The following is an 18,929-nucleotide window of genomic DNA, read 5'->3' as shown; positions in this document are numbered from 1 at the left end:
CGCTCAGCGCGGCCGGAACATCCTGAACATATTGTCGGGGCTGATCTCGAAATAATCGGCCGGACCGCCGCCGCGCAGGATGGGCTGCGCCGCCGCGGTGTCGTAGATGCCGTTCTTCAGCAGGTGGCGCGCGATGTGCACGCCCACCACTTCGCCAAGGACGAGCCAGGTCTGCACCGGCACGCCATCGACACCTTCGAGCTGGATCAATTGCGTGAGACGGCATTCGAAGGACACGGGGCTCTCGGCCACGCGCGGCACGGCGATCTGGCGCGATGCCACGGGCGTGAGGCCGGCGAGCTCGAACTCGTTGACTTCCGGCGGTACGGCCGCGCACGACTGGTTCATCTGCTCGGCCAGCGGGCGCGTGGCGAGGTTCCAGCCGAACTCGCGCGTCTGGCGGATGTTGTGCAGGCTGTCTTTTGCGCCGATGCTCGCGAAGCCGACGATCGGCGGCGTGTAGTTGAAGGCGTTGAAGAAACTGTAGGGCGCGAGGTTGAGCACGCCGTTCTCGTCCTGCGACGAGATCCAGCCGATGGGGCGCGGGCCGACCATCGCGTTGAACGGGTCGTGCGGCAGGCCGTGGCCCTTGGCAGGCTCGTAGTAGTGGAAGTCGTCGTTGCGGGACATCATGGCTCTCAATGGCTCAGGACCGAGGTGCGCGCGGCCTGCCGGCCGATCAGCAGCCGGAACGGCAGCAGCATCAGCACGCCCACGCCGAGTTTCACCGCGAGGTCGCCCGCGGCCCAGGTGAGCCAGGGGCCGTCGGTGCCCGCAAATGCGATGCCCCAGAACACGATGCTGTCGAGCACCGCCGCGATCACCGTCGCCACCAGCGGCGCGCGCCACCAGAGGCCGCGGCGCAGGCGGTCGAACACGCGGATATCGAGCAGCTGCGAGGCGATGAATGCCAGGCCCGAAGCGAGCGCGATGCGCATCGGCGCGAGCATCAGCGAAGCCACGATGGCCACCGCGAAGCCGACCCACGCCACGCGGCGCGCCATGCCGGGGCCGAAGCGCCGGTTGACGAGGTCGCTCACCAGGTAGGCCACCGGGTAGGTGAAGGCGCCCCAGGTGAGCCAGTCGTTGAGGGCGAACTGCACCAGGATGTTGGAGGCCAGCACCACCGCGGCCATGGCCAGCGTGGCGACGGCGAACTGGCCGGCCGTGGGGCGTGCGAAGGGCATGGCTTGCTGCATCAGACGTTCGCCGTGCGCTCGCGTTCGGCCGCGGCCAGCACGTTGCGCGCCACCGCCTCGGCCACCTTGATGCCATCGACGCCCGCCGAGAGGATGCCGCCCGCGTAGCTCGCGCCTTCGCCGGCGGGGTACAGGCCGCGCACGTTGAGGCTCTGGAAATCGTCGCCGCGCGTGATGCGGATCGGCGACGAGGTGCGCGTTTCGACGCCGGTGAGCACCGCGTCGTGCGTATCGAAGCCCTTGATCTTGCGGCCGAAGGCGGGGAAGGCCTCGCGCATCGCCTCGATGGCGTAGGCAGGCAGGGCCTGGTGCAAGTCGGTGGGCGTCACGCCGGGCTTGTACGAGGGCGTCACGCTGCCGAGCGCGGTCGAGGGCTTGCCGGCGATGAAGTCGCCGACCAACTGCCCCGGCGCGCGGTAGTCGCCGCCGCCGAGCACGAAGGCGTTCGATTCGAGCGCGCGCTGCAGCGCGATGCCTGCGAGCGCGTCGCCCGGGAAGTCCTTCGGATCGATGCCCACCACGATGCCCGCATTCGCGTTGCGCTCGTTGCGCGAGTACTGGCTCATGCCGTTGGTGACCACGCGGCCCGGCTCGCTGGTGGCCGCAACCACCGTGCCGCCCGGGCACATGCAGAAGCTGTAGACCGAGCGGCCGTTGCTCGCGTGGTGCACCAGCTTGTAGTCGGCCGCGCCCAGGAGCGGATGGCCCGCGTGGCGGCCCCAGCGCGCACGATCGATGAGGCCCTGCGGGTGCTCCACGCGAAAGCCGATGGAGAAGGGCTTGGCCTCGATGTGAACGCCGCGCTCGTGCAGCATCGCGAAGGTGTCGCGCGAGCTGTGGCCGAGCGCCATCACGACATGGTCGGCGCGCAGTTCGCTCGACTGGCCGGTGGTCTGGTCGAGCACGGTGAGGGCGCGCAGTTGGCCGTCTTCGATGCGCACGTCGGTCACGCGCTGCTCGAAGCGGATCTCGCCGCCGAGCGCGACGATCTGCTCGCGGATGTTCTCCACCACCTTCACCAGCTTGAAGGTGCCGATGTGCGGATGCGCGACATAAAGGATTTCGGGCGGCGCACCGGCTTTCACGAACTCTTCCATTACCTTGCGGCCGAGGAAGCGCGGGTCCTTGATCTGGCTGTAGAGCTTGCCGTCGGAAAAAGTGCCGGCACCGCCTTCGCCGAACTGCACGTTCGACTCGGGGTTGAGTACGCTCTTGCGCCACAGGCCCCAGGTGTCGCGGGTGCGCTGGCGCACGGTCTTGCCGCGTTCGAGCACGATGGGCCTGAAGCCCATCTTCGCGAGCATCAGCGCCGCGAAGATGCCGCAGGGGCCGAAGCCGATCACCACCGGCCGGCTCGTGCCTTCGGGCGCATTGGCGGGCGGCGTGTAGCGCATGTCGGGCGCGGGCTGGATGTGCGGATGGCCGGCGTGCCTGGCGAGCAGCGCGGCTTCCAGCTTTGCATCGGCCAACTGCACGTCGCAGATGTAGACCGTGAGCAGGTCGACCTTGCGCGCATCGAAGCTGCGCTTGAAGACGGTGTGGGAGGCGATCGCTTCGAGCGGGACGTCGAGGGTCCGGGCGATCAGGGTGACCAGCGCGTCGGGCGCGTGGTCGAGCGGGAGTTTGAGTTCGGAGATTCTCAGCATGGCGTGGGGCTTGTGTTTATCAAGCAGGCCGCGCATTTTACGCGCCGAGGCGCTATGAAAGAGATAGCTGGATCAGGCGGGGAGGAAGCCCTCGACGGAGAGGTAGCGCTCGCCCGTGTCGTAGTTGAACCCCAGCACCACCGCATCGGGCGCCAGCGACGGCAGCTTCTGCGCAATGGCCGCGAGCGTGGCGCCCGAGGAGATGCCCACGAGGATGCCTTCTTCCTGCGCGCAGCGGCGGGCCATTTCGCGGGCGGGTTCGGCATCGACCTGCAGCACGCCGTCGAGCAGCGAGGTGTCCAGGTTCTTCGGGATGAAGCCCGCGCCGATGCCCTGGATCGGGTGCGGCGACGGCGCACCGCCCGAAATGACGGGCGAAGCCACCGGCTCCACCGCGAACACCTGGAGCTTCGGCCACTTCTTCTTGAGCACCCGTGCCACGCCGGTGATGTGGCCGCCCGTGCCCACGCCGGTGATGATCACGTCGATGCCGTCGGGAAAGTCCGCCGCGATTTCCTCGGCCGTGGTGCGCACGTGCACCTCGACGTTGGCCGGGTTGTTGAACTGCTGCGGCATCCACGCGCCGGGCGTGCCGGCCACGATTTCCTCGGCGCGGGCGATGGAAGCCTTCATGCCGCCGGCGCGCGGCGTGAGGTCGAAGGTGGCGCCGTAGGCCAGCATCAGGCGGCGGCGCTCGAGCGACATGCTGTCGGGCATCACCAGGATCAGCTTGTAGCCCTTGACGGCAGCGACCATTGCGAGGCCGATGCCGGTATTGCCCGAGGTGGGCTCGACGATGGTGCCGCCGGGCTTGAGCGCGCCGGACTTCTCGGCGTCTTCCACCATCGAGAGCGCAATGCGGTCCTTGATCGAGCCGCCGGGGTTGGCGCGCTCGGACTTGATCCACACCTGTTGCTTCGCGTTGCCGAACAGGCGGTTGATGCGGATGTGCGGCGTGTTGCCGATGGTCTGGAGGATGTTCTGGGCCTTCATGGAAATCTCCTTGGATGCGGTTTGTCGACGGACAGCGCGCATTGTGAGACCAGCGCGCTGCGCGCCGGGCGATAATCGAGCGGTGAAGCACGCCAGACCGCCGCTGGTGCAAGCCCGAAAGGGACGCTCTGCCTTCGGGCATCGTGTCGAAAGACCGCACTGGAGGAACGTCCGGACTGCACAGGACAGCGCAGGAGTTAACGACTCTCCACCGTGAGGTGAGGATCAGAGCAACAGAGACGAGCCGATTGAGTTCGGGTGAAACGGGCAATCTCTGCGCGCAGCAACACCAAGTAGGCCAGTATCGAGGTGGTTCCGCTGAGCTGGCGGGTAGGTGGCATCGAGCCGTTTGGCGACAAACGGCCCAGAGTAATGGCGGTCACGCCGAGGGCTTCGCAAGAGGCCTTCGGTGCACAGAATCCGGCTTATCGGCGGGCTTCACACTTTTCTTCTTTTCCCCGTTTTTCTTTTCCCGGTTTTCCGGCGCCCGAGGCGGGCGCCAGCGTTGCCGCTGCATGGATCAGTAGTTACCCGTATAATAGATAGCAAGCTAACTAATTGCTATCCGACGTGACTGCCTCCAAAACCACCCAGACCCGCGAACACGCGCTCATGCACCTTGGCATGTCGCTGTCCACGCTGCAGCGCTCCTACCGTGCCGCGGCCGACAAGGCGGTGGCCCACGTCGGCGTGTCGCAGACGCTGGCCTGGCCGATCGTGATGATCGGCCGCATGGGCGACGGCATCCGGCAGGGCATGCTTGCCTCGGTGCTGGGCATCGAGGGACCGTCGCTGGTTCGCTCCGTCGATCAACTGGTCGAGGCGGGCCTCGTTCAACGCCTCGAAGACCCGGCCGACCGCCGCGCCAAGACGCTGCACCTCACACCCACAGGCGTGACCGCTTGCGCGACCATCGAAGCCGCCTTGAGCGAGATGCGCGGCACGCTGTTCGAAGGCATCGCCGACGAGGACATTGCCGCCTGCCTGCGCGTCTTCGGCATGCTCGAGGAGCGGCTCGGTCGCAACGCCGTGGCGACGCAGGAAGGACGCAAGTAAATGACCACGCTCCGCCTGCCGCGCTTCAGCCGCGCGGAGCTTCTGTTTTCGGGCAAGAGCTTCGCCGCCGCGATGCTTGCGATGTACCTGGCCAGCCGCGCCGGCCTGCCGCGTCCGTTCTGGGCCCTCATGACCACCTACATCGTGGCCCATCCGCTGGCCGGCGCGGTGCGCTCCAAGGCGGTGTACCGTTTCGTCGGCACGCTGATCGGCAGCACGGCGACGGTGCTGCTGGTGCCCGCGCTTTCGAATGCGCCCGAGTTGCTGACGCTGGTGCTCGCGCTGTGGGTGGGCTTGTGCCTGTGCATCTCGCTTTTCGACCGCACGCCGCGCTCGTACGTCTTCATGCTCGCGGGCTACACGGCCGCGCTGATCGGCTTTCCGTCGGTGCAGACGCCGCTGGTGCTGTTCGACACCGCCGTGGCGCGCGTCGAGGAGATCGGCCTCGGCATCCTCTGCGCCACGTTGGTTCACAGCCTCGTGCTGCCCACCGGCCTCGCGCCCACCGTGCTCGGCCTGCTCGACCGCACGCTGCAGGACGCGCGCAAGTGGCTCGGCGACCTGCTGCAGCCGACCGGCCGCAAGAGCGACGCCGACCCCAAGCGCCTCGATGCCGACCGCCGCCGCCTCGCGGGCGACATCACGCAACTGCGCCTGCTCTCCACCCACGTGCCCTTCGATACCACGCACCTGCGCTGGACGGCCGGCGCGATCCGCACGATGCAGGACCGCGTCGCCGCGCTCACGCCCGCGCTCTCGGCCGTTGAAGACCGGCTGCTCGCACTCGAACAGGCTGAAGGCGTGCTCGCCCCCGATGTGGCCTCGGTGCTTGCGAAGGCCGCGCAATGGCTGCGCGCAGAAGCCGAACCCGCGGGCGACAACACCCCGCGCGCCGAGCGCCTGCAGGCCCTGCGCCATGCCATCGCCGCAATGAGCGATGCACCGCAAGCCGACACCGGCGCACAACCCACCGCCTGGGGCCGCGCCCTGCGCATCGGCCTTGCCGGCCGCCTCGAAGAACTCGTCGACGGCTGGACCGCCTGCGCCCAGCTGCGCCTGGACATCGACGAAGGCCTCCAGGGCGCCGCCCCCTTGCGCCGCACCGCCGCCCTCGGCAATCGCGCGCTGCACCGCGACTACGGCATGGCGCTGCTCTCCGCGCTCGCCGCCGTCATTGCCATCTGCCTGTGTGGTGCGTTCTGGATCCTCACCGGCTGGCCCATGGGCTCGGCCGCCACCATGATGGCCGCCGTCTTCTGCTGCTTCTTCGCGACCATGGACGATCCGGTGCCGGCGATCCATGGCTTCCTGAAGTGGACGCTGTGGTCCATTCCGATCTCCGCCGTCTATGTGCTGGTGCTCATGCCCACGGTGCAGGACTTCGGCATGCTGGTCGCGATCTGCGCGCCGCTCTTCCTGGTGCTGGGCCTCTACCTGCCGCGGCCGACGCACTTCATGCCCGCGATGGCGATGATCTTCGGCGTGGCCGGCACGCTCGCGCTGCACGACACCGCCAGTGCCGACCTCGTGAGCTTCATCAACAGCATGATCGGCCAGATCGTCGGCGTGCTGGTCGCGGCCCGCGTCACGCGCCTCGTGCGCTCGGTGGGCGCCGACTGGAGCGCGCGCCGCATCCAGCGCGCGACCTGGCGCGAACTCGGCGAGATGGCTGCTTCTTCGCAGCCGCAATACGCGCATGGCGACGCCTACGCGGTCCGCATGCTCGACCGCATCGGCCTGCTCGCGCCGCGCATCGCACAAGCCGGCGGCACGGTCGAAGGCGTGGCTGCCAACGACGCGCTGCGCGACCTGCGCATGGGCGCCGACATCGCGGTGCTGCAGCGCGTGCGCGCGCAGTTGCCGCTGGCCACTTCGGCCGCGCTGCTGGACGGCATCTCGCGTTTCTTCCGCCAGCGCGGCGAAGGCCGCATGACCCCCCGGCCGCAAGCTCTGCTGCCGCAGATCGACGACGCGCTCCATGCGGTGCTCGCCGCGCGCGACACCTCTTCGGCATCGCGCGCCGCCGTCACCGCGCTGGTGGGCCTGCGCCGCAACCTGTTCCCCGACGCGCCGCCTTCGCTGACAGCCGTCGTTTCCCAAGGAGCCTCCACATGATCGGCGAAGCCAGTTTCTACGGCCTCTACCTGCCATGGCTCATGGTGCTCGCCGCCGGCGCGCTGCTCGCGCTCTGGGGTGTGCGCCGCCTGCTCGCGGCCACCGGCCTCTATCGCTGGGTGTGGCACCCGGCGCTGTTCGACATGGCGCTCTACCTGCTGCTGCTTTATGCGCTGAGCCGCCTCACCTCACACCTTCAATGACGAAGAGATTCCCATGACAGCCAGTTCTTCTTCAGACAACTCCCGGATACAGCGCCTGCTGCGCGTCCTCCTCACCCTGGCCGTGGTGGCCGCGGCCGTCTGGGCCGGCTTCCGGCTCTGGGACCACTACGAGCTCGCGCCGTGGACCCGCGACGGCCGCGTGCGCGCCAACGTGGTCCAGATAGCGCCCGACGTGTCCGGCCTCGTCACGGCGGTGCCGATCCAGGACAACCAACCGGTCGCCGCAGGCACGCTCCTCTTCGAGGTGGACCGCGCCCGCTACGACCTCGCCGTGCGCCAGGCGCAGGCCGCTCTGTCGGCACAACGCGCCGCGAGCGCGCAGGTGCAGCGCGAGAACGCGCGCAACGCGGGCCTGGACGAACTCGTCTCCAAGGAGGCACGCGAACAGACCCGCTCGCGCGTCGAGCAGATGCAGGCCGCCGTCGCGCAGGCCGAGGTGGCGCTCGATTCCGCGCGCCTCAACCTGCAGCGCGCCCAGGTGCGCGCACCGGCCGATGGCCTCGTCACCAACCTGGACCTGCGCCAGGGCAGCTATGCCGCGGCGGGCCGGCCGGTGCTCGCGCTGGTCGATGCGCAGTCGTTCTACGTCGAAGGCTATTTCGAAGAGACGAAGCTGCCGCGCATCCATCTGGGCGACCGCGTGCGCGTCACGCCGATGGGCGGCGGCGCGGTGCTCGAGGGCGCGGTCGACAGCGTGGCCGCCGGCATTGCCGACCGCGACCGCTCCACCAGCGCGAACCTGCTGCCCAGCGTGAACCCGACCTTCAACTGGGTGCGGCTCGCGCAGCGCATTCCGGTGCGCGTGAAACTCGATCCGCTGCCCGAAGGCGCGCGGCTCGTGGCTGGACAGACCGTGACCGTGCAGGTGCTGGAGCACGGCGCGGCCGCCCCGAAGAAGGGATGATCCACATGACCCGCTTCGCTTTTCGCATGGCCTCATTGGTGGCAGCCGCCGGGCTCGCCGCGTGCGCGGCGGTCGGCCCCGACTACAAGCAGCCCGCCGATGCGCTCGCCAGCCAACCCGCTGCGGCAAAGCCCTTTGCCGAAGCACCCGCGAACTCGGCGCCGCTGCCACCGCACTGGTGGCGCCTGTACCACGACCCGCTGCTCGACAAGCTCGTCACGCAAGCCCTCGCGCACAACACCGACCTGCGCCAGGCCGTGGCCAACCTCGAACGCGAACGCGCCATCGCGTCCGAAGTGGCCGGCGCCGAGCGCCCCGCGTTGGGCGTGAGTGGGGGGCCGTCGTTCGGCCATGTCTCGGGCCTCTCGCTGCTGCAGAAGGGCTACGAGCCGCCCAGCCGCTTCAACTACAGCGCGGGTGCATCGCTGTCCTACCAGGTCGACCTGTTCGGCCAGATCCGCCGCAGCATCGAAGCGGCCGGCGCCAGTACCGAAGCGGCCGCGGCGGCGCTCGACCTCGTGCGCGTGAACGTCGCCGCCGGCACCGCCCGCGCCTACGCCGAGGCCTGTTCGACGGGCCTGCGCCTGCAGATCGCAGAGAAGTCGATTGCCCTGCAGCAAGACGCGGTGAACGTCACCGACCGCCTGCAACGCGCAGGCCGTGCCGGCGCCATCGACACGGGCCGCGCGCGTGCGCAACTGCAGCAGTTGAACGCCACCGTGCCCCCGCTGAAGGCCGAGCGCCAGGGCGCGCTCTACCGCCTCGCCACGCTGACCGGTGCACTGCCGCAGGACTTTCCGCGCGAGGTGGCCGACTGCACGGTGCCCCCGCGCGTGGCCGGCACACTGCCCGTGGGCGATGGCGCGGCTCTGCTGCGCCGCCGCCCCGACATCCGCCAGGCCGAACGCAGCCTCGCGGCCTCGACCGCGCGCATCGGCGTGGCCACGGCCGATCTCTATCCGAAGGTCACGCTCGGCCTCTCGGCTTCATCGGCCGGCCCGGCGGCCGACTTCGGCCGCAAGGACACGATGAGTTGGAGCATGGGCCCGCTGATCTCCTGGACCATTCCCAACACCGGCATCGCGCAGGCCCGCATCGCCGAGGCCGAGGCCAGCACCCGCGGCGCGCTCGCCAAGTTCGACGGCACCGTGCTCACCGCGCTGCGCGAAACCGAAACCGCACTCGGCGCCTACGCCCGCGAACTCGACCGCCGCGCCGCATTGCAGGCCTCGCGCGACGAGAGCGCGAAGGTCGCGGCGCAGGCGCGCCAGCTCTACAAGAACGGCCGCACCGCGTACCTCGACGCGCTCGATGCCGAGCGCTCGCTCGCTGCAAGCGACGCCGCCCTGGCGGCCAGCGAAGCGCAACTGGCCGACGACCAGGTGGTGCTGTTCATGGCGCTCGGCGGCGGCTGGGAGCCCGATGAACAATCCGCCCCCGTCGCATTCGGCAAGAACACGACGACCGTGAAGCAATGACCTCGACCGAAGCGCCCACGGCACGGCCGCACGCGCCGCTGTGGCTGCTCGCGCTGGTCACCTTCAGCGGCACGCTGGCGATGCACATCTTCGTGCCCGCCTTGCCGATCGCCGCGAAGAACCTGGGCGCTGGCATGGGCGCGATGCAGATGACGGTGAGCCTCTACATCTTCGGCCTCGCGGTGGGGCAGTTGCTGTACGGCCCGATGGCCGACCGCTTCGGCCGGCGCCCCGTGCTGCTGTTCGGGCTCGGCCTCTACTCGGCGGCGGGGCTCGTCGCCGCGCTCGCGCCGGATGTGCATGCGCTCATCACGGCGCGGCTCTTCCAGGCCATCGGCGGCTGCGCGGGCCTCGTGCTGGGCCGCAGCATCGTGCGCGACACGGCCGGGCCGCAAGAGGCCACGCGCCGCCTCGCGCTGATGAACCTGATGGTCACGGTCGGCCCGAGCATCGCGCCGCTGGTCGGCGGCGCGCTCGCCACCGCGCTCGGCTGGCGTTCGATCTTCTACACGCTCTTCGCGCTGGGCATCGTCGGCCTGCTCTTCACCTGGCGCCTGCTGCCCGAGACCGGCACGCCGGGCGCGCGGCTCGATGCATCGGCGCTCGCGCGCAACTACGGCCAGCTGCTGCACTCGCCCGCGTTCCTCGGCTTCTCCATCGGCGGCGGCTGCGCGACCACGTCGATGTATGCCTTCATCGCATCCGCGCCGTTCATCTTCGTGGACCAGCTGCACCGGCCGGCGCACGAGGCGGGCATCTACCTCGCGATCCTGGTGTCGGGCGTGTGGCTCGGCAGCTTCCTCACGAGCCACCTGATCCAGCGCGTGCGCGTGGACCGCCTCATGATCCGCTCCAATGCGCTCAGCGTGCTCGCGGCCTTCGTGCTGCTGGGCGGCGTGCTGTCGGGGCACCTGTCGGTGGCGCTGGCGGTGGGCACCATGTTCCTCTTCACCGTCGGCGCGGGCATGGCTTCGCCGGCGGCGCTGACGCAGGCGATCAGCGTCAATCCTCAGGTGATCGGTTCGGCCTCGGGCCTCTATGGTTCGACGCAGATGGCGGTGGGCGCGCTGTGCACGGCGCTGGCCGGCATGGGCCACCGGAATCCGGCGCTGGCCGCGGCCATCGTGCTGGCCGGGGCGGGCATCGTGGCGCAGCTGTCGTTCGCGGTGGCGCTGCGCCACCAGGGGAAGCTGGCGACCGCGGCCGCGGGCTGAAGAACAACGCTCAGCGCGTGAACAGCCAGCCGCCCTTGGGCTGGCGCATCAGCTCATGGCGGCGGATCGATTGCTCCTCGCCGTCGTCGCCCACATAGACCACCTCGAAGCGCAGCAGCCTGGGCGACACCATCTTCCAGTTCTGGATGCGCTTGACGGTCACGCAGGCCGTCTTGTCGTGGTACTGCATCTGCGCCATCGGACCGCCCTGGAAGCCCGTGCCGTCGAACAGCCGGCCCGGCGCCGCGAAGGGGTTGAGCACCGCGCCGTTGCGCTCGGTGATGCAGCCTTCGGTCCGCACGAACGATTCGATGGTCGGCGCCGCGCCGCGCACCACCTTGGCCACGCTCGGGCTGGGCGTCTTGCCGCCGATGGCTTCGCGGATGCGCTCGACCTGCTCGCCAGTGATCGGTGCGAGCCCGTCTTTCGACACCACCGCGGGCGGCGGGGCGGGCGGCGCGGCTGCCGCGACGGGTTCGGGCGCCGGCTGCAGCGAGGCGAGAAAACTGCAACCTGCAAGCAGTGCAACGGGCGCGATGGAGGCCAGTGCGGCGGCCGTGGTTGTGTTCTTCCTGAATGTCATGGCTTCGGTCTCCCTGTCGGCGGCGCGGGGCCGCTTGCTGAAAATTTCAGGCCGCAAGCACGAGGCAGGCGGCGCGTCGTTTTTCTCTTCTTTCTCTTGCTTCGAGATCAAAAGCGTTCGTGCGGCGCCAGGTAGCGCCATTGGCCGGGCTGCAACCCCGCGAGCGGCACGCGCCCGATGCGGATGCGCCGCATCGCGACGATGGTCAGGCCCATCTGGTCGCACAGGTGCGCGATCTGCCCCGGCCGCGCGCCCTTGAGCGCGAAGCGCAGGCCCGTCTGCTTGCCGTCCTCGGCCTGCCGGCCGATGCTCACGCGCGCGGGCGAACGCTCGAAGCGCGCAAGCACCTCGGGGCTCACCGGGCCGGCCACGTCGACCATCACCTCGTGTTCGAGGATGCCCGCGTCTTCCTGCAGCTTGCGCTCGATGCGGAACTCCTGCGTATAGGCCACGAGGCCGCTGGCGCCGGTCTCCAGCGGCGTCATGCAGTGCTGCCCCTTCACGTGGGCGGGCAGGAATTTCTGGCCCGCGCGTTCGGGCTCGTGGTGGTTCGCGGCCACCAGCAGCTTGTGCGCGTTGTCGGTCGGCATGCCGGCCGGCTTGTAGAGCAGCATCGTGACGGGCACCACCGGTTCGGGCTTGGCGCCGGCCTCGATCTCGACCTGCTGGTGCGCCTGCACGCGCGACTGCGGCAGCAGGGCGGGCACGCCATCGACGCGCACCGCGCCGTTCTCGATCAGCAGTTCGGCCTCGCGCCGCGACACGCCCGCGAGGGCGGCCACGCGCTTGGCGAGGCGGATGCCTTCGTCTTCGGGTGCGTTGTTCTTCATCGGGCGCCCGTCTGTCGTTGTTGCTGCTGCAGTTGCTGGATGCGCGCCACATGCGCGGCCAGGGAACGCGCGGCCACCGGCCACATGCGCTCGGGCACGTCGTCGTAGGCGATCGGCAGCCATTGCTCGGGCGTGCCTTCGGGCAGCTCGTGCATGGCCGCGGCGATCTTGGCCTCGCGCTTGAGGCGGTGCGCCTTCAGCTGCGCGATGGCGGTGCGCGCGAAGCCGATCACGTAGCCATGGGCCGGCAGGATGAATTCGACCAAGCCCGCGGCGCATGCCTCGTCCAGCGTGTCGAGCGAATCGAGGTAGGCCGTCATGTCGCCATCGGGCGGGTCGACCACCGTCGTGCTGCCGTTCAGGATGTGGTCGCCGGAGAAGAGCAGGCCGTCTTCTTCGAGCACCAGGCACAGGTGGTTGGCCGCGTGGCCGGGGGTGTGGATCACGCGCAGCGTGTGGGTGATGGGCTCGCCCTCGGCGGTGGTGCCCGAGAGCGCGAGGCGCTCGCCGTTGATCAGCGAGCGCTCGGGCGTGAAGCGCGCCGTGGCGCGCGCGGTCGGCGCCGAGGGCAGGCCGAGGATCGGCGGCTTGCTTGCCTTGCACAGCGCCTGCAGCGGTGCGGCGCCCGGCGAGTGGTCGGCATGCGAATGCGTGCAGACGATCATGCGGATGTCGCCGTGCGTGATGCGCCAGAGGCGGCCGATGTGGTCGAAGTCGTTCGGGCCCGGGTCGATCACCAGGTAGCCGGTGGCGGCGTCGCCCACGATGTAGGTGTTGGTGCCCGGGCCGGTCATGGCGCTCGGGTTGGGCGCGGTGAGGCGCTGCACGTTCTTCAGAAGCGCCACCGGCTGCTCGCTCTGCCAGTCGAGGGCGTGCACGAGCTGGCCGTCGGGGCAGACCAGCGCGAGCTCGCCGTAGGGCGAATCGCTTTCCATGTAGCGCACGTCCTCGCCCTTGAGGAAGCCTGCACGCGGGCAACTGGTCCACAGGGGCCCTTCGGCGGTTCCGCCATTGCCGCCGGGCGCACAGGCCGCGAGCACCGCATCGACCGTTGCATAGGCCGCCATGCGCTGCAGCGTGCGCACGGTCGGGAAGATCATGAAGAAGTTGCCCGCCGCGTGGCGCGCGAGCGCATCGGCGGGACGCACCCAGCAGGGCTCGAACTGCTCGCTCTCGTCGGCGGTGGGCACCTGGCCCTCGGGCATGCGCGCGACGAGAAATGGCACATCGAAGCGCTTGGGCAGGTCGCGGTCGGTGATCCAGTGCGCGAAGGTGAACACCTGGTCCGACGCCAGCACCAGCCCGCGTGCCGCGCACTGGTCGGCGAAAGCGGTGCCTGCGGTGGCGCCGCGGTCCATGGCGGCGATGTCTTCGGCGCTGACCGGTCGGCCGTCGGCGTGGTGCGCGAGCAGCACGCCCAGTTCTTCAAAAGCCTCGCGAATCGCCGCGATGGCCTGGGTGCGTTGTGCGCGGCTCTGGGTGGGGCGGCGGGTGGCGATGCGCTTGGCGGCTTCGTCGGCCGCGTCGATGTGGCCGCCGGGGAAAACATAGGCGCCGGGCGCAAAGCTCGCGGTGGCCGAGCGGCGGGTCATCAGCACCTCGATGCCGGCGGGCGTGTCGCGCAGCAGCAGCACGGTGGCGGCGGCGCGCACGGGCGCGGGCTCGCGTGCGGGGTGGATCAATTGGGAGAAGCGGACCATGGGGTGATTATGGGGAGCGGGTGCGATGCGCGTGCGGCACGTGCATAAGCTCATGGGGAAACGGGCATGAGCCGCGCGCCACAATCCGCTTTTGCACACTCTGCACCGTCAGCCTCGCAGAAAGACAGTCATGGCCCATTCTCCATCCTCTCCGCTCTCTCTCTTCTCCCTGGTCTCACGCCGCTCGCTGCGGCTGGCCGCGGCCCTCTGTGCCGTCGCGGCCCCGGCCGCTTTCGCCCAGCACGATTGGCCGCAGCAGCCCGTCACGCTGATCATGGGCTTTCCGGCCGGCTCGGGCGTCGACGTGGTCGCCCGCACCATCCAGGAGCCGCTCGCAAAGCAGCTGGGCCGCCCGGTCATCATCGATTACCGCTCGGGCGCAGCCGGCAACATCGCGAGCGAGTACGTGGCGCATTCGAAGCCCGATGGCTACACGCTCTCGTTCGGCACCGCGGCCACGCATGGCAGCAATGCCGCGCTCTACAAGAAGCTGCCCTTCGACGTGGAGGCCGACTTCGTGCCGGTGGCGCCGGTGCTCGACGTATCGAACGTGCTCACCATCAATTCGAGCGTGATCGACGTGAAGACGCTGAAGGAGTTTGTCGACCTCGTCAAGGCCAACCCCGGCAAGTACAACTATGCGTCCACGGGCAACGGGGCAGGCACGCACATGGCGTTTGCCGAATTCAACTCGCGCCTCGGGCTCAACATGGTGCACGTGCCCTACAAGGGCGGGCCGGAGGCCATCACCTCGGTGGTGCGCGGCGAGACCTGCTGCATCATGAACCAGGTGCAGACGGTGCTGCCGCACTACAAGGCGGGCAAGGTGCGTTTGCTGGGCGTGACCACCGCAGCGCCGGTGGCGGCGGTGAAGGAAGTGCCGACCATCGCTTCCAGCGGCGTGCCGGGCACCAAGGGTTTCGACAGCTCGATCTGGTTCGGCATCTTCGCGCCCAAGGGCACGGACCCGCAGATCGTGAACAAGCTCAATGCGGCGGTGAAGGCGGTGCTCGAGCAGCCGGATATTCGCGAGAAGTTCGAGGCGCAGGGGAACACCATCCGCATCGAGTCGCCTGCGCAGTTCAAGAAGACGGTGCACGAGAACCGCGTGAAGTGGGCGGAGGTGGCGAAGGCTGCCAACATCAGCATCGACTGATTGGCGCGTGATGCATTCGGGGCGGGTGCGCAGGGCGCCGGGTGCTCCCCTCCGCGAATGTCCCCCGGCCTTCGGCCTCCTCCTTGATTTCGCTGCGGGGAGCACCCGACGCCCTGCGCACTTGGGCACGCGGTGGGTGTGCAGCGATCAACGGGTGCTCTGACCTTGAGAGCTACAGCGTCTTCGTCAACGTGACGATGAAGCGCGCCTTGTTCGGCGAATAGGTTTCGCGGCCGAAAGTGCCGAAGCCGAAGTCCACGCCGGGGTTGCTGACCGAGGTGTACGCGCTCTTCTTGTTCGCGCCCTGCACCGAGCCCGCGAGCGAGAGGCCGTTGCCGAAGTCGTACGAGGCGCCCACGTTGTAGTCGACGTAGTTCCTGTAGCCCAGGCTGCGGATGTCGCTCGACATGTTCGTGTAGCCCACGGCCGCCTTCAGCGTGAGCTTGGGCGCGATCTCCTTGCTGTAGGCCAGGTTCAGGTAGCCGGTGTTGGTGCCCTTCAGGCCCGAGCCGGCCTTGTTGCCCGCGTAGCCGAAGTAGTCCTTCGACACCGTGTGCGAGTACTTCAGCGTGAAGGAGCCGATCGCTTCATTCGTGTAGCCCGCGCTGCCGTAGAGCTCGGTCGTGTTGCCCGAGGAGTTGCCGGGGTAGACGTAGGTGAGCGCACCCACGTCCATGTCGAGCGGGCCGGCCTTGAATTTGTAGCCGCCATAGAAATCGCTCTCCAGGCTGTTGCCCTTGAGCCAGTTGACGCTCGAATTCCAGTTGCCCACGTAGAAGCCGCTTTCGCCGAATGCGTAATCCAGGCCACCCTGGATGGCGGGCTTGAAGCCGCTGGTCTTGGCGTAGTCGTTGCGGCCCAGCATGTCCTGGTCCTGCCCGCGGAACTTGTAGTTGCTGGTGAGCGCGACGTTGCCGGTGAGCTGCGCGCTCGCGAGCATCGGCAGGCCGGCGAGGGTGGGAAGAACGAGCACCGGCAGGGCGATGCGGAGAAGGTGTTTCATCGAGAGAAATCGCTAACGGATAGAGGAGCCGGCAGCGTAGGAGGAGGCGTCTAAAAGCCGTGTAAAAAATGAAGGCTTCGGCGCAAAAGTTTTGAGCGCACATGTCGTTTCGGGCCGTGGCCGTTCGACCCGGCTTCTCGGTGCTCCCCGTGATGGCGACGGTCGGATCGACCTTCGGGCAGAGCCTCGTTACACGCGCGGGATTTCGCAGCAGCCGGCCTGCTGATGGCAGGGCTGCTGCTGCAAAGACCGTGGATGGTGCGCGCTGCTCAGGCAGACACGGGCGGCGTGAACGGAGAGGGCAACGGGTCCGTGGGAAGGTTGGTGATCGGGTACTGCCCCAGCGGATGAACGTCGAAGTAGGAGTCAAAGAGGATGCTGTTCGGGCCCGGGCTGGCAACCTGAGTCTGGGGAACCATCACATTGACGGGCCTCAGGGCGATGCCTTCCTTGTCCTCCGGTGCGGAGAGCTTGAAGATCTCGCAGGTCCCGTAGGTGCTGAACGACTCGTAGGGTGGTGGGTAAGTCGCGTTCATGCCATCGTTGCGAACGATGTATTGCACCGAGGGCAAATACTTGTGCTTCGACGGGTCGGCAGTCATGCCGCACGCGATCAGGAAGTCGATGATGTAGTTCGTGTCTTCGATCTGCGACATCCGGAGGTACTGCTGCTCCGTGTATGCCAATGCATAGTCGAGGCACACGTCCACACCGAAAGGCACGCCGCCGAGGGGGTCGTTGTCGAAGCCCTTGATCTCCTTTCCGTCCGCATGAGACGCGGCCGTCGTCGTGGATTTCTGCAGTACGAGGATGTTGAGAGGCCCCAGTCGGACTTTCCAATACTTTCGACTATCTCTCATGACGGTCGTCCTGCCATACGTATCGAAGTCGATCCCCGATACATTGCGCTTGGGCCACATCGAGATAGGCCGGCTGCCATCTGGATTGGCCTTGCTGAAGTTGTCGATCACCAGAACGTAGTTGAGCGCTTCATACGGTGGCAGATCTTTGTCGGCAACCGCCTTGCCGGCAGGTGGGGGTGCAGGGGGAGCGCCGACGATCTGCTTCATCAGCACCTGTGCCGTCCCCGGCAGCAGTGCCAGCTTGCCGTACTGCTCCTGCGGGAACAGCGCGATCAAGGCGCGCACGTGCTTCTGTACCTCGATGACACAAGTCGTCGAGAAGACCTTGATGTCGTCCTCGTTCTGTACCGCATCCCAGTTCACATTCCAGAAAAACTCCGGCACCACAAAGTAGCAAAGATCGGTTGGCGCGCTCTGCTTTGGGAGGCCTGCCGTCAAGGCGTCGCGAAGCAGCGCGAACTTGGCTTGCAGGGCTCGCTGCGTATAGGTCTTGATGTCTTCGCTCTTCAGGCGTTGGCCTTCGGGTTGCGTGTAGGTGGGGGTCTGGAAGTTGAGAACACGTATGTTCTTCACCGCCTTTTCCACGGGCTTGGGTGGCGGGGGATTGACCGGTGGGGTTTCCACCACAACGGGGGCGGGGGCGGGGGCAGGAGGCGCGGTCCCTGAAGTCGGCGTGGACGGTGGCTCGGAGGCCACGGGGGCGAACGACAGTCCGCCTCCGTTGCTCCCACCGCCGCATGCGACCAGCAAGGCGGTGGACCCGAGAGGCAGCGCCAGGCCTGCCCTCAGCAATGAACGCCGCCGTGTTCCTTGCACAGACGGTTCTTCCGAATCAACCTTGTGTTGATGAGCCATGTAGGCAACTCCCTGAATGTTGTTAATGAAGCACAACAAGTGCAGGGCATTTATTTGCAACATCTGTGCCAATAACACGGTGCCCGGTGCTTCTGCAAAATGCAACGATGTTGCATTCGAGCAGAGGTGCCGATCAGCGACGCCCGGGCATCGTCATCGCGACCACGCCCGCCACGATGCACGCGAGCCCGATCCACGCGGTGGGCGAGAGCGCTTCGCCGAGAAACACCACGCCGATCGCAACGCCGATGGGCACGCGCAGGTAGGCCTGCGCGGCGGTGGACATCGGCCCCAGCGTCTTGATCAGGCGGAAGTAGATGGTGAAGGCAAGGGCGGTCGAAACCACGGCCAACGCCAGCACCGCCATCACCGATGCGGCCGAAGGCGACAGCGTCCATGGCCTGTCGATCGCGATGCTCGCGGGCAGCAGCATCGCCGCGCCGCTCAACAGCGAGCCTGCCGCCGGCACCATCGGGTCCAGCCCCTTGAACACGCGGCCGAACATCGCGGCGCAGCCGTAGCAGACGGCGGCCGTCATAAGGCCGATCTGCGCGAGCAGCGAATGCCCGAGCCCATGCAGCGCCTCGAAGCCGACGATGAGGCAGATGCCCGCCAACCCCGCGCCCACGCCGAACAGCCGGCGCAGCGTGGGCTTCTCCGCGCCGCCCATGCCGAGGCCCAGCAGGAAGATGAAGATCGGCGATGTGGAGTTGAGAATGGTCGCGAGCCCGGCATCGACGCTGCGCTCGGCCCATGCGATGAGCGTGAATGGCAGCACGCTGTTCAGGCAGGCCTGCAGCGCGAAGCGGCCCCACATCGCGGGCCTGGTCGGCAGCTTCACGCCGCGCATGCGCAGCACCGCGAGCAGCAGCAGGCCGGCGATCAGCGTGCGTGCCGCGATCAGCGTGATGGGCGGCAGCGTCTCGACGCCGATCTTGATGAAGGTGTACGAGGCACCCCAGCAGGTCGCGAGCACCGCGAGCAGTGTCCATTCGACGGCGAGATGGGGTCGGGGCTTGGCGGCTGTATCGAGCGTGGTCGTGTGCATGGTGCGCCGATCATCGCGAGCGGAGGGCGCGAACACTTCGGCCTGGAACGAATCGTGTGCGG

17 protein-coding genes and 1 other RNA gene are annotated in these 18,929 nt (G+C 68.1%); 8 read left to right on the top strand and 10 right to left on the bottom strand.

What is annotated here, in order from left to right; genetic code table 11:
• Positions 1 to 3 precede the first annotated feature (3 nt).
• The 4 genes from J2W23_RS26030 to cysK form a co-directional block, all read right to left on the bottom strand.
• Positions 4 to 633, bottom strand: coding sequence for a flavin reductase family protein (locus tag J2W23_RS26030; RefSeq protein WP_176660103.1), 630 nt, complete (start codon positions 631 to 633; stop codon positions 4 to 6).
• 5 nt (positions 634 to 638) lie between these two features.
• Positions 639 to 1,187 (bottom strand): VUT family protein, encoded by a 549-nt coding sequence (locus tag J2W23_RS26025; protein WP_307650802.1) that lies wholly within the window; start codon positions 1,185 to 1,187, stop codon positions 639 to 641.
• 11 nt (positions 1,188 to 1,198) lie between these two features.
• Entirely contained in the window at positions 1,199 to 2,845 is a 1,647-nt protein-coding gene (locus tag J2W23_RS26020; protein WP_307650801.1) for an NAD(P)/FAD-dependent oxidoreductase, read from the bottom strand.
• Positions 2,846 to 2,917: 72 nt separating this feature from the next.
• Positions 2,918 to 3,838: a cysteine synthase A gene (gene cysK / locus J2W23_RS26015; protein WP_176660106.1), complete on the bottom strand. Its 921-nt coding sequence runs from the start codon at positions 3,836 to 3,838 to the stop codon at positions 2,918 to 2,920.
• Positions 3,839 to 3,922: 84 nt separating this feature from the next.
• Here cysK and rnpB point away from each other — a divergent pair.
• The 7 genes from rnpB (at position 3,923) to J2W23_RS25980 (ending at position 10,829) form a co-directional block, all read left to right on the top strand.
• Positions 3,923 to 4,282: RNase P RNA component class A (gene rnpB, locus J2W23_RS26010), an RNA gene on the top strand.
• Positions 4,283 to 4,450: 168 nt separating this feature from the next.
• Positions 4,451 to 4,894, top strand: a complete 444-nt coding sequence (locus J2W23_RS26005; protein ID WP_307650920.1) for a MarR family winged helix-turn-helix transcriptional regulator — start codon at positions 4,451 to 4,453, stop codon at positions 4,892 to 4,894.
• Entirely contained in the window at positions 4,895 to 7,009 is a 2,115-nt protein-coding gene (locus J2W23_RS26000) for an FUSC family protein (protein WP_307650800.1), read from the top strand.
• Positions 7,006 to 7,212 (top strand): DUF1656 domain-containing protein, encoded by a 207-nt coding sequence (locus J2W23_RS25995; RefSeq protein ID WP_013539373.1) that lies wholly within the window; start codon positions 7,006 to 7,008, stop codon positions 7,210 to 7,212. Before J2W23_RS26000 ends, J2W23_RS25995 begins: the two co-directional genes overlap by 4 nt.
• Before the next feature lie 13 nt (positions 7,213 to 7,225).
• Positions 7,226 to 8,137 carry an efflux RND transporter periplasmic adaptor subunit gene (locus J2W23_RS25990; RefSeq protein ID WP_307650799.1) on the top strand — a complete coding sequence of 304 codons (912 nt, stop codon included), beginning with the start codon at positions 7,226 to 7,228 and terminating at the stop codon, positions 8,135 to 8,137.
• 5 nt (positions 8,138 to 8,142) lie between these two features.
• On the top strand, positions 8,143 to 9,615 hold the full coding sequence (locus tag J2W23_RS25985; RefSeq protein WP_373423987.1) for an efflux transporter outer membrane subunit: 1,473 nt from the start codon (positions 8,143 to 8,145) through the stop codon (positions 9,613 to 9,615).
• Positions 9,612 to 10,829 carry a multidrug effflux MFS transporter gene (locus tag J2W23_RS25980; protein WP_307650797.1) on the top strand — a complete coding sequence of 406 codons (1,218 nt, stop codon included), beginning with the start codon at positions 9,612 to 9,614 and terminating at the stop codon, positions 10,827 to 10,829. Before J2W23_RS25985 ends, J2W23_RS25980 begins: the two co-directional genes overlap by 4 nt.
• Before the next feature lie 10 nt (positions 10,830 to 10,839).
• Here J2W23_RS25980 and J2W23_RS25975 read toward each other — a convergent pair whose 3' ends face one another.
• The 3 genes from J2W23_RS25975 to J2W23_RS25965 form a co-directional block, all read right to left on the bottom strand.
• Positions 10,840 to 11,412 (bottom strand): hypothetical protein, encoded by a 573-nt coding sequence (locus J2W23_RS25975; RefSeq protein WP_307650796.1) that lies wholly within the window; start codon positions 11,410 to 11,412, stop codon positions 10,840 to 10,842.
• 107 nt (positions 11,413 to 11,519) lie between these two features.
• Positions 11,520 to 12,242 carry an RNA pseudouridine synthase gene (locus tag J2W23_RS25970; protein WP_176660112.1) on the bottom strand — a complete coding sequence of 241 codons (723 nt, stop codon included), beginning with the start codon at positions 12,240 to 12,242 and terminating at the stop codon, positions 11,520 to 11,522.
• Positions 12,239 to 13,942 (bottom strand): MBL fold metallo-hydrolase, encoded by a 1,704-nt coding sequence (locus tag J2W23_RS25965; protein WP_307650795.1) that lies wholly within the window; start codon positions 13,940 to 13,942, stop codon positions 12,239 to 12,241. The genes J2W23_RS25970 and J2W23_RS25965 overlap by 4 nt, the downstream gene beginning before the upstream one ends.
• A 130-nt stretch (positions 13,943 to 14,072) precedes the next feature.
• On the opposite strand from J2W23_RS25965, the gene J2W23_RS25960 reads away from it, so the two are divergent.
• On the top strand, positions 14,073 to 15,098 hold the full coding sequence (locus J2W23_RS25960; RefSeq protein WP_307650794.1) for a Bug family tripartite tricarboxylate transporter substrate binding protein: 1,026 nt from the start codon (positions 14,073 to 14,075) through the stop codon (positions 15,096 to 15,098).
• A gap of 172 nt (positions 15,099 to 15,270) precedes the next feature.
• Here J2W23_RS25960 and J2W23_RS25955 read toward each other — a convergent pair whose 3' ends face one another.
• The 3 genes from J2W23_RS25955 to J2W23_RS25945 all read right to left on the bottom strand — a co-directional run bounded on the left by J2W23_RS25955 (position 15,271) and on the right by J2W23_RS25945 (position 18,867).
• Positions 15,271 to 16,101, bottom strand: coding sequence for a TorF family putative porin (locus J2W23_RS25955; protein ID WP_307650793.1), 831 nt, complete (start codon positions 16,099 to 16,101; stop codon positions 15,271 to 15,273).
• A gap of 269 nt (positions 16,102 to 16,370) precedes the next feature.
• A complete protein-coding gene (locus J2W23_RS25950; protein WP_307650792.1) occupies positions 16,371 to 17,819 on the bottom strand; it encodes a hypothetical protein in 1,449 nt (482 codons plus the stop codon).
• 133 nt (positions 17,820 to 17,952) lie between these two features.
• Entirely contained in the window at positions 17,953 to 18,867 is a 915-nt protein-coding gene (locus J2W23_RS25945) for a DMT family transporter (protein WP_307650791.1), read from the bottom strand.
• Positions 18,868 to 18,929: the final 62 nt, after the last annotated feature.

The sequence above is a fragment of the Variovorax boronicumulans genome (assembly GCF_030812215.1).
GTDB classification, from domain to species: Bacteria; Pseudomonadota; Gammaproteobacteria; order Burkholderiales; family Burkholderiaceae_C; genus Variovorax; species Variovorax boronicumulans_C.
The sequence above is the reverse complement of the archived record's forward strand: the minus strand, read 5'-3'. Positions and strand labels throughout refer to the sequence as shown.

Coding starts and splice junctions, on each gene's coding strand:
- J2W23_RS26030 (WP_176660103.1), bottom strand. CDS start 633: ATGATGTCCCGCAACGACGACTTCCACTACTACGAGCCTGCCAAGGGC.
- J2W23_RS26025 (WP_307650802.1), bottom strand. CDS start 1,187: ATGCCCTTCGCACGCCCCACGGCCGGCCAGTTCGCCGTCGCCACGCTG.
- J2W23_RS26020 (WP_307650801.1), bottom strand. CDS start 2,845: ATGCTGAGAATCTCCGAACTCAAACTCCCGCTCGACCACGCGCCCGAC.
- cysK (WP_176660106.1), bottom strand. CDS start 3,838: ATGAAGGCCCAGAACATCCTCCAGACCATCGGCAACACGCCGCACATC.
- J2W23_RS26005 (WP_307650920.1), top strand. CDS start 4,451: ATGCACCTTGGCATGTCGCTGTCCACGCTGCAGCGCTCCTACCGTGCC.
- J2W23_RS26000 (WP_307650800.1), top strand. CDS start 4,895: ATGACCACGCTCCGCCTGCCGCGCTTCAGCCGCGCGGAGCTTCTGTTT.
- J2W23_RS25995 (WP_013539373.1), top strand. CDS start 7,006: ATGATCGGCGAAGCCAGTTTCTACGGCCTCTACCTGCCATGGCTCATG.
- J2W23_RS25990 (WP_307650799.1), top strand. CDS start 7,226: ATGACAGCCAGTTCTTCTTCAGACAACTCCCGGATACAGCGCCTGCTG.
- J2W23_RS25985 (WP_373423987.1), top strand. CDS start 8,143: ATGACCCGCTTCGCTTTTCGCATGGCCTCATTGGTGGCAGCCGCCGGG.
- J2W23_RS25980 (WP_307650797.1), top strand. CDS start 9,612: ATGACCTCGACCGAAGCGCCCACGGCACGGCCGCACGCGCCGCTGTGG.
- J2W23_RS25975 (WP_307650796.1), bottom strand. CDS start 11,412: ATGACATTCAGGAAGAACACAACCACGGCCGCCGCACTGGCCTCCATC.
- J2W23_RS25970 (WP_176660112.1), bottom strand. CDS start 12,242: ATGAAGAACAACGCACCCGAAGACGAAGGCATCCGCCTCGCCAAGCGC.
- J2W23_RS25965 (WP_307650795.1), bottom strand. CDS start 13,942: ATGGTCCGCTTCTCCCAATTGATCCACCCCGCACGCGAGCCCGCGCCC.
- J2W23_RS25960 (WP_307650794.1), top strand. CDS start 14,073: ATGGCCCATTCTCCATCCTCTCCGCTCTCTCTCTTCTCCCTGGTCTCA.
- J2W23_RS25955 (WP_307650793.1), bottom strand. CDS start 16,101: ATGAAACACCTTCTCCGCATCGCCCTGCCGGTGCTCGTTCTTCCCACC.
- J2W23_RS25950 (WP_307650792.1), bottom strand. CDS start 17,819: ATGGCTCATCAACACAAGGTTGATTCGGAAGAACCGTCTGTGCAAGGA.
- J2W23_RS25945 (WP_307650791.1), bottom strand. CDS start 18,867: ATGCACACGACCACGCTCGATACAGCCGCCAAGCCCCGACCCCATCTC.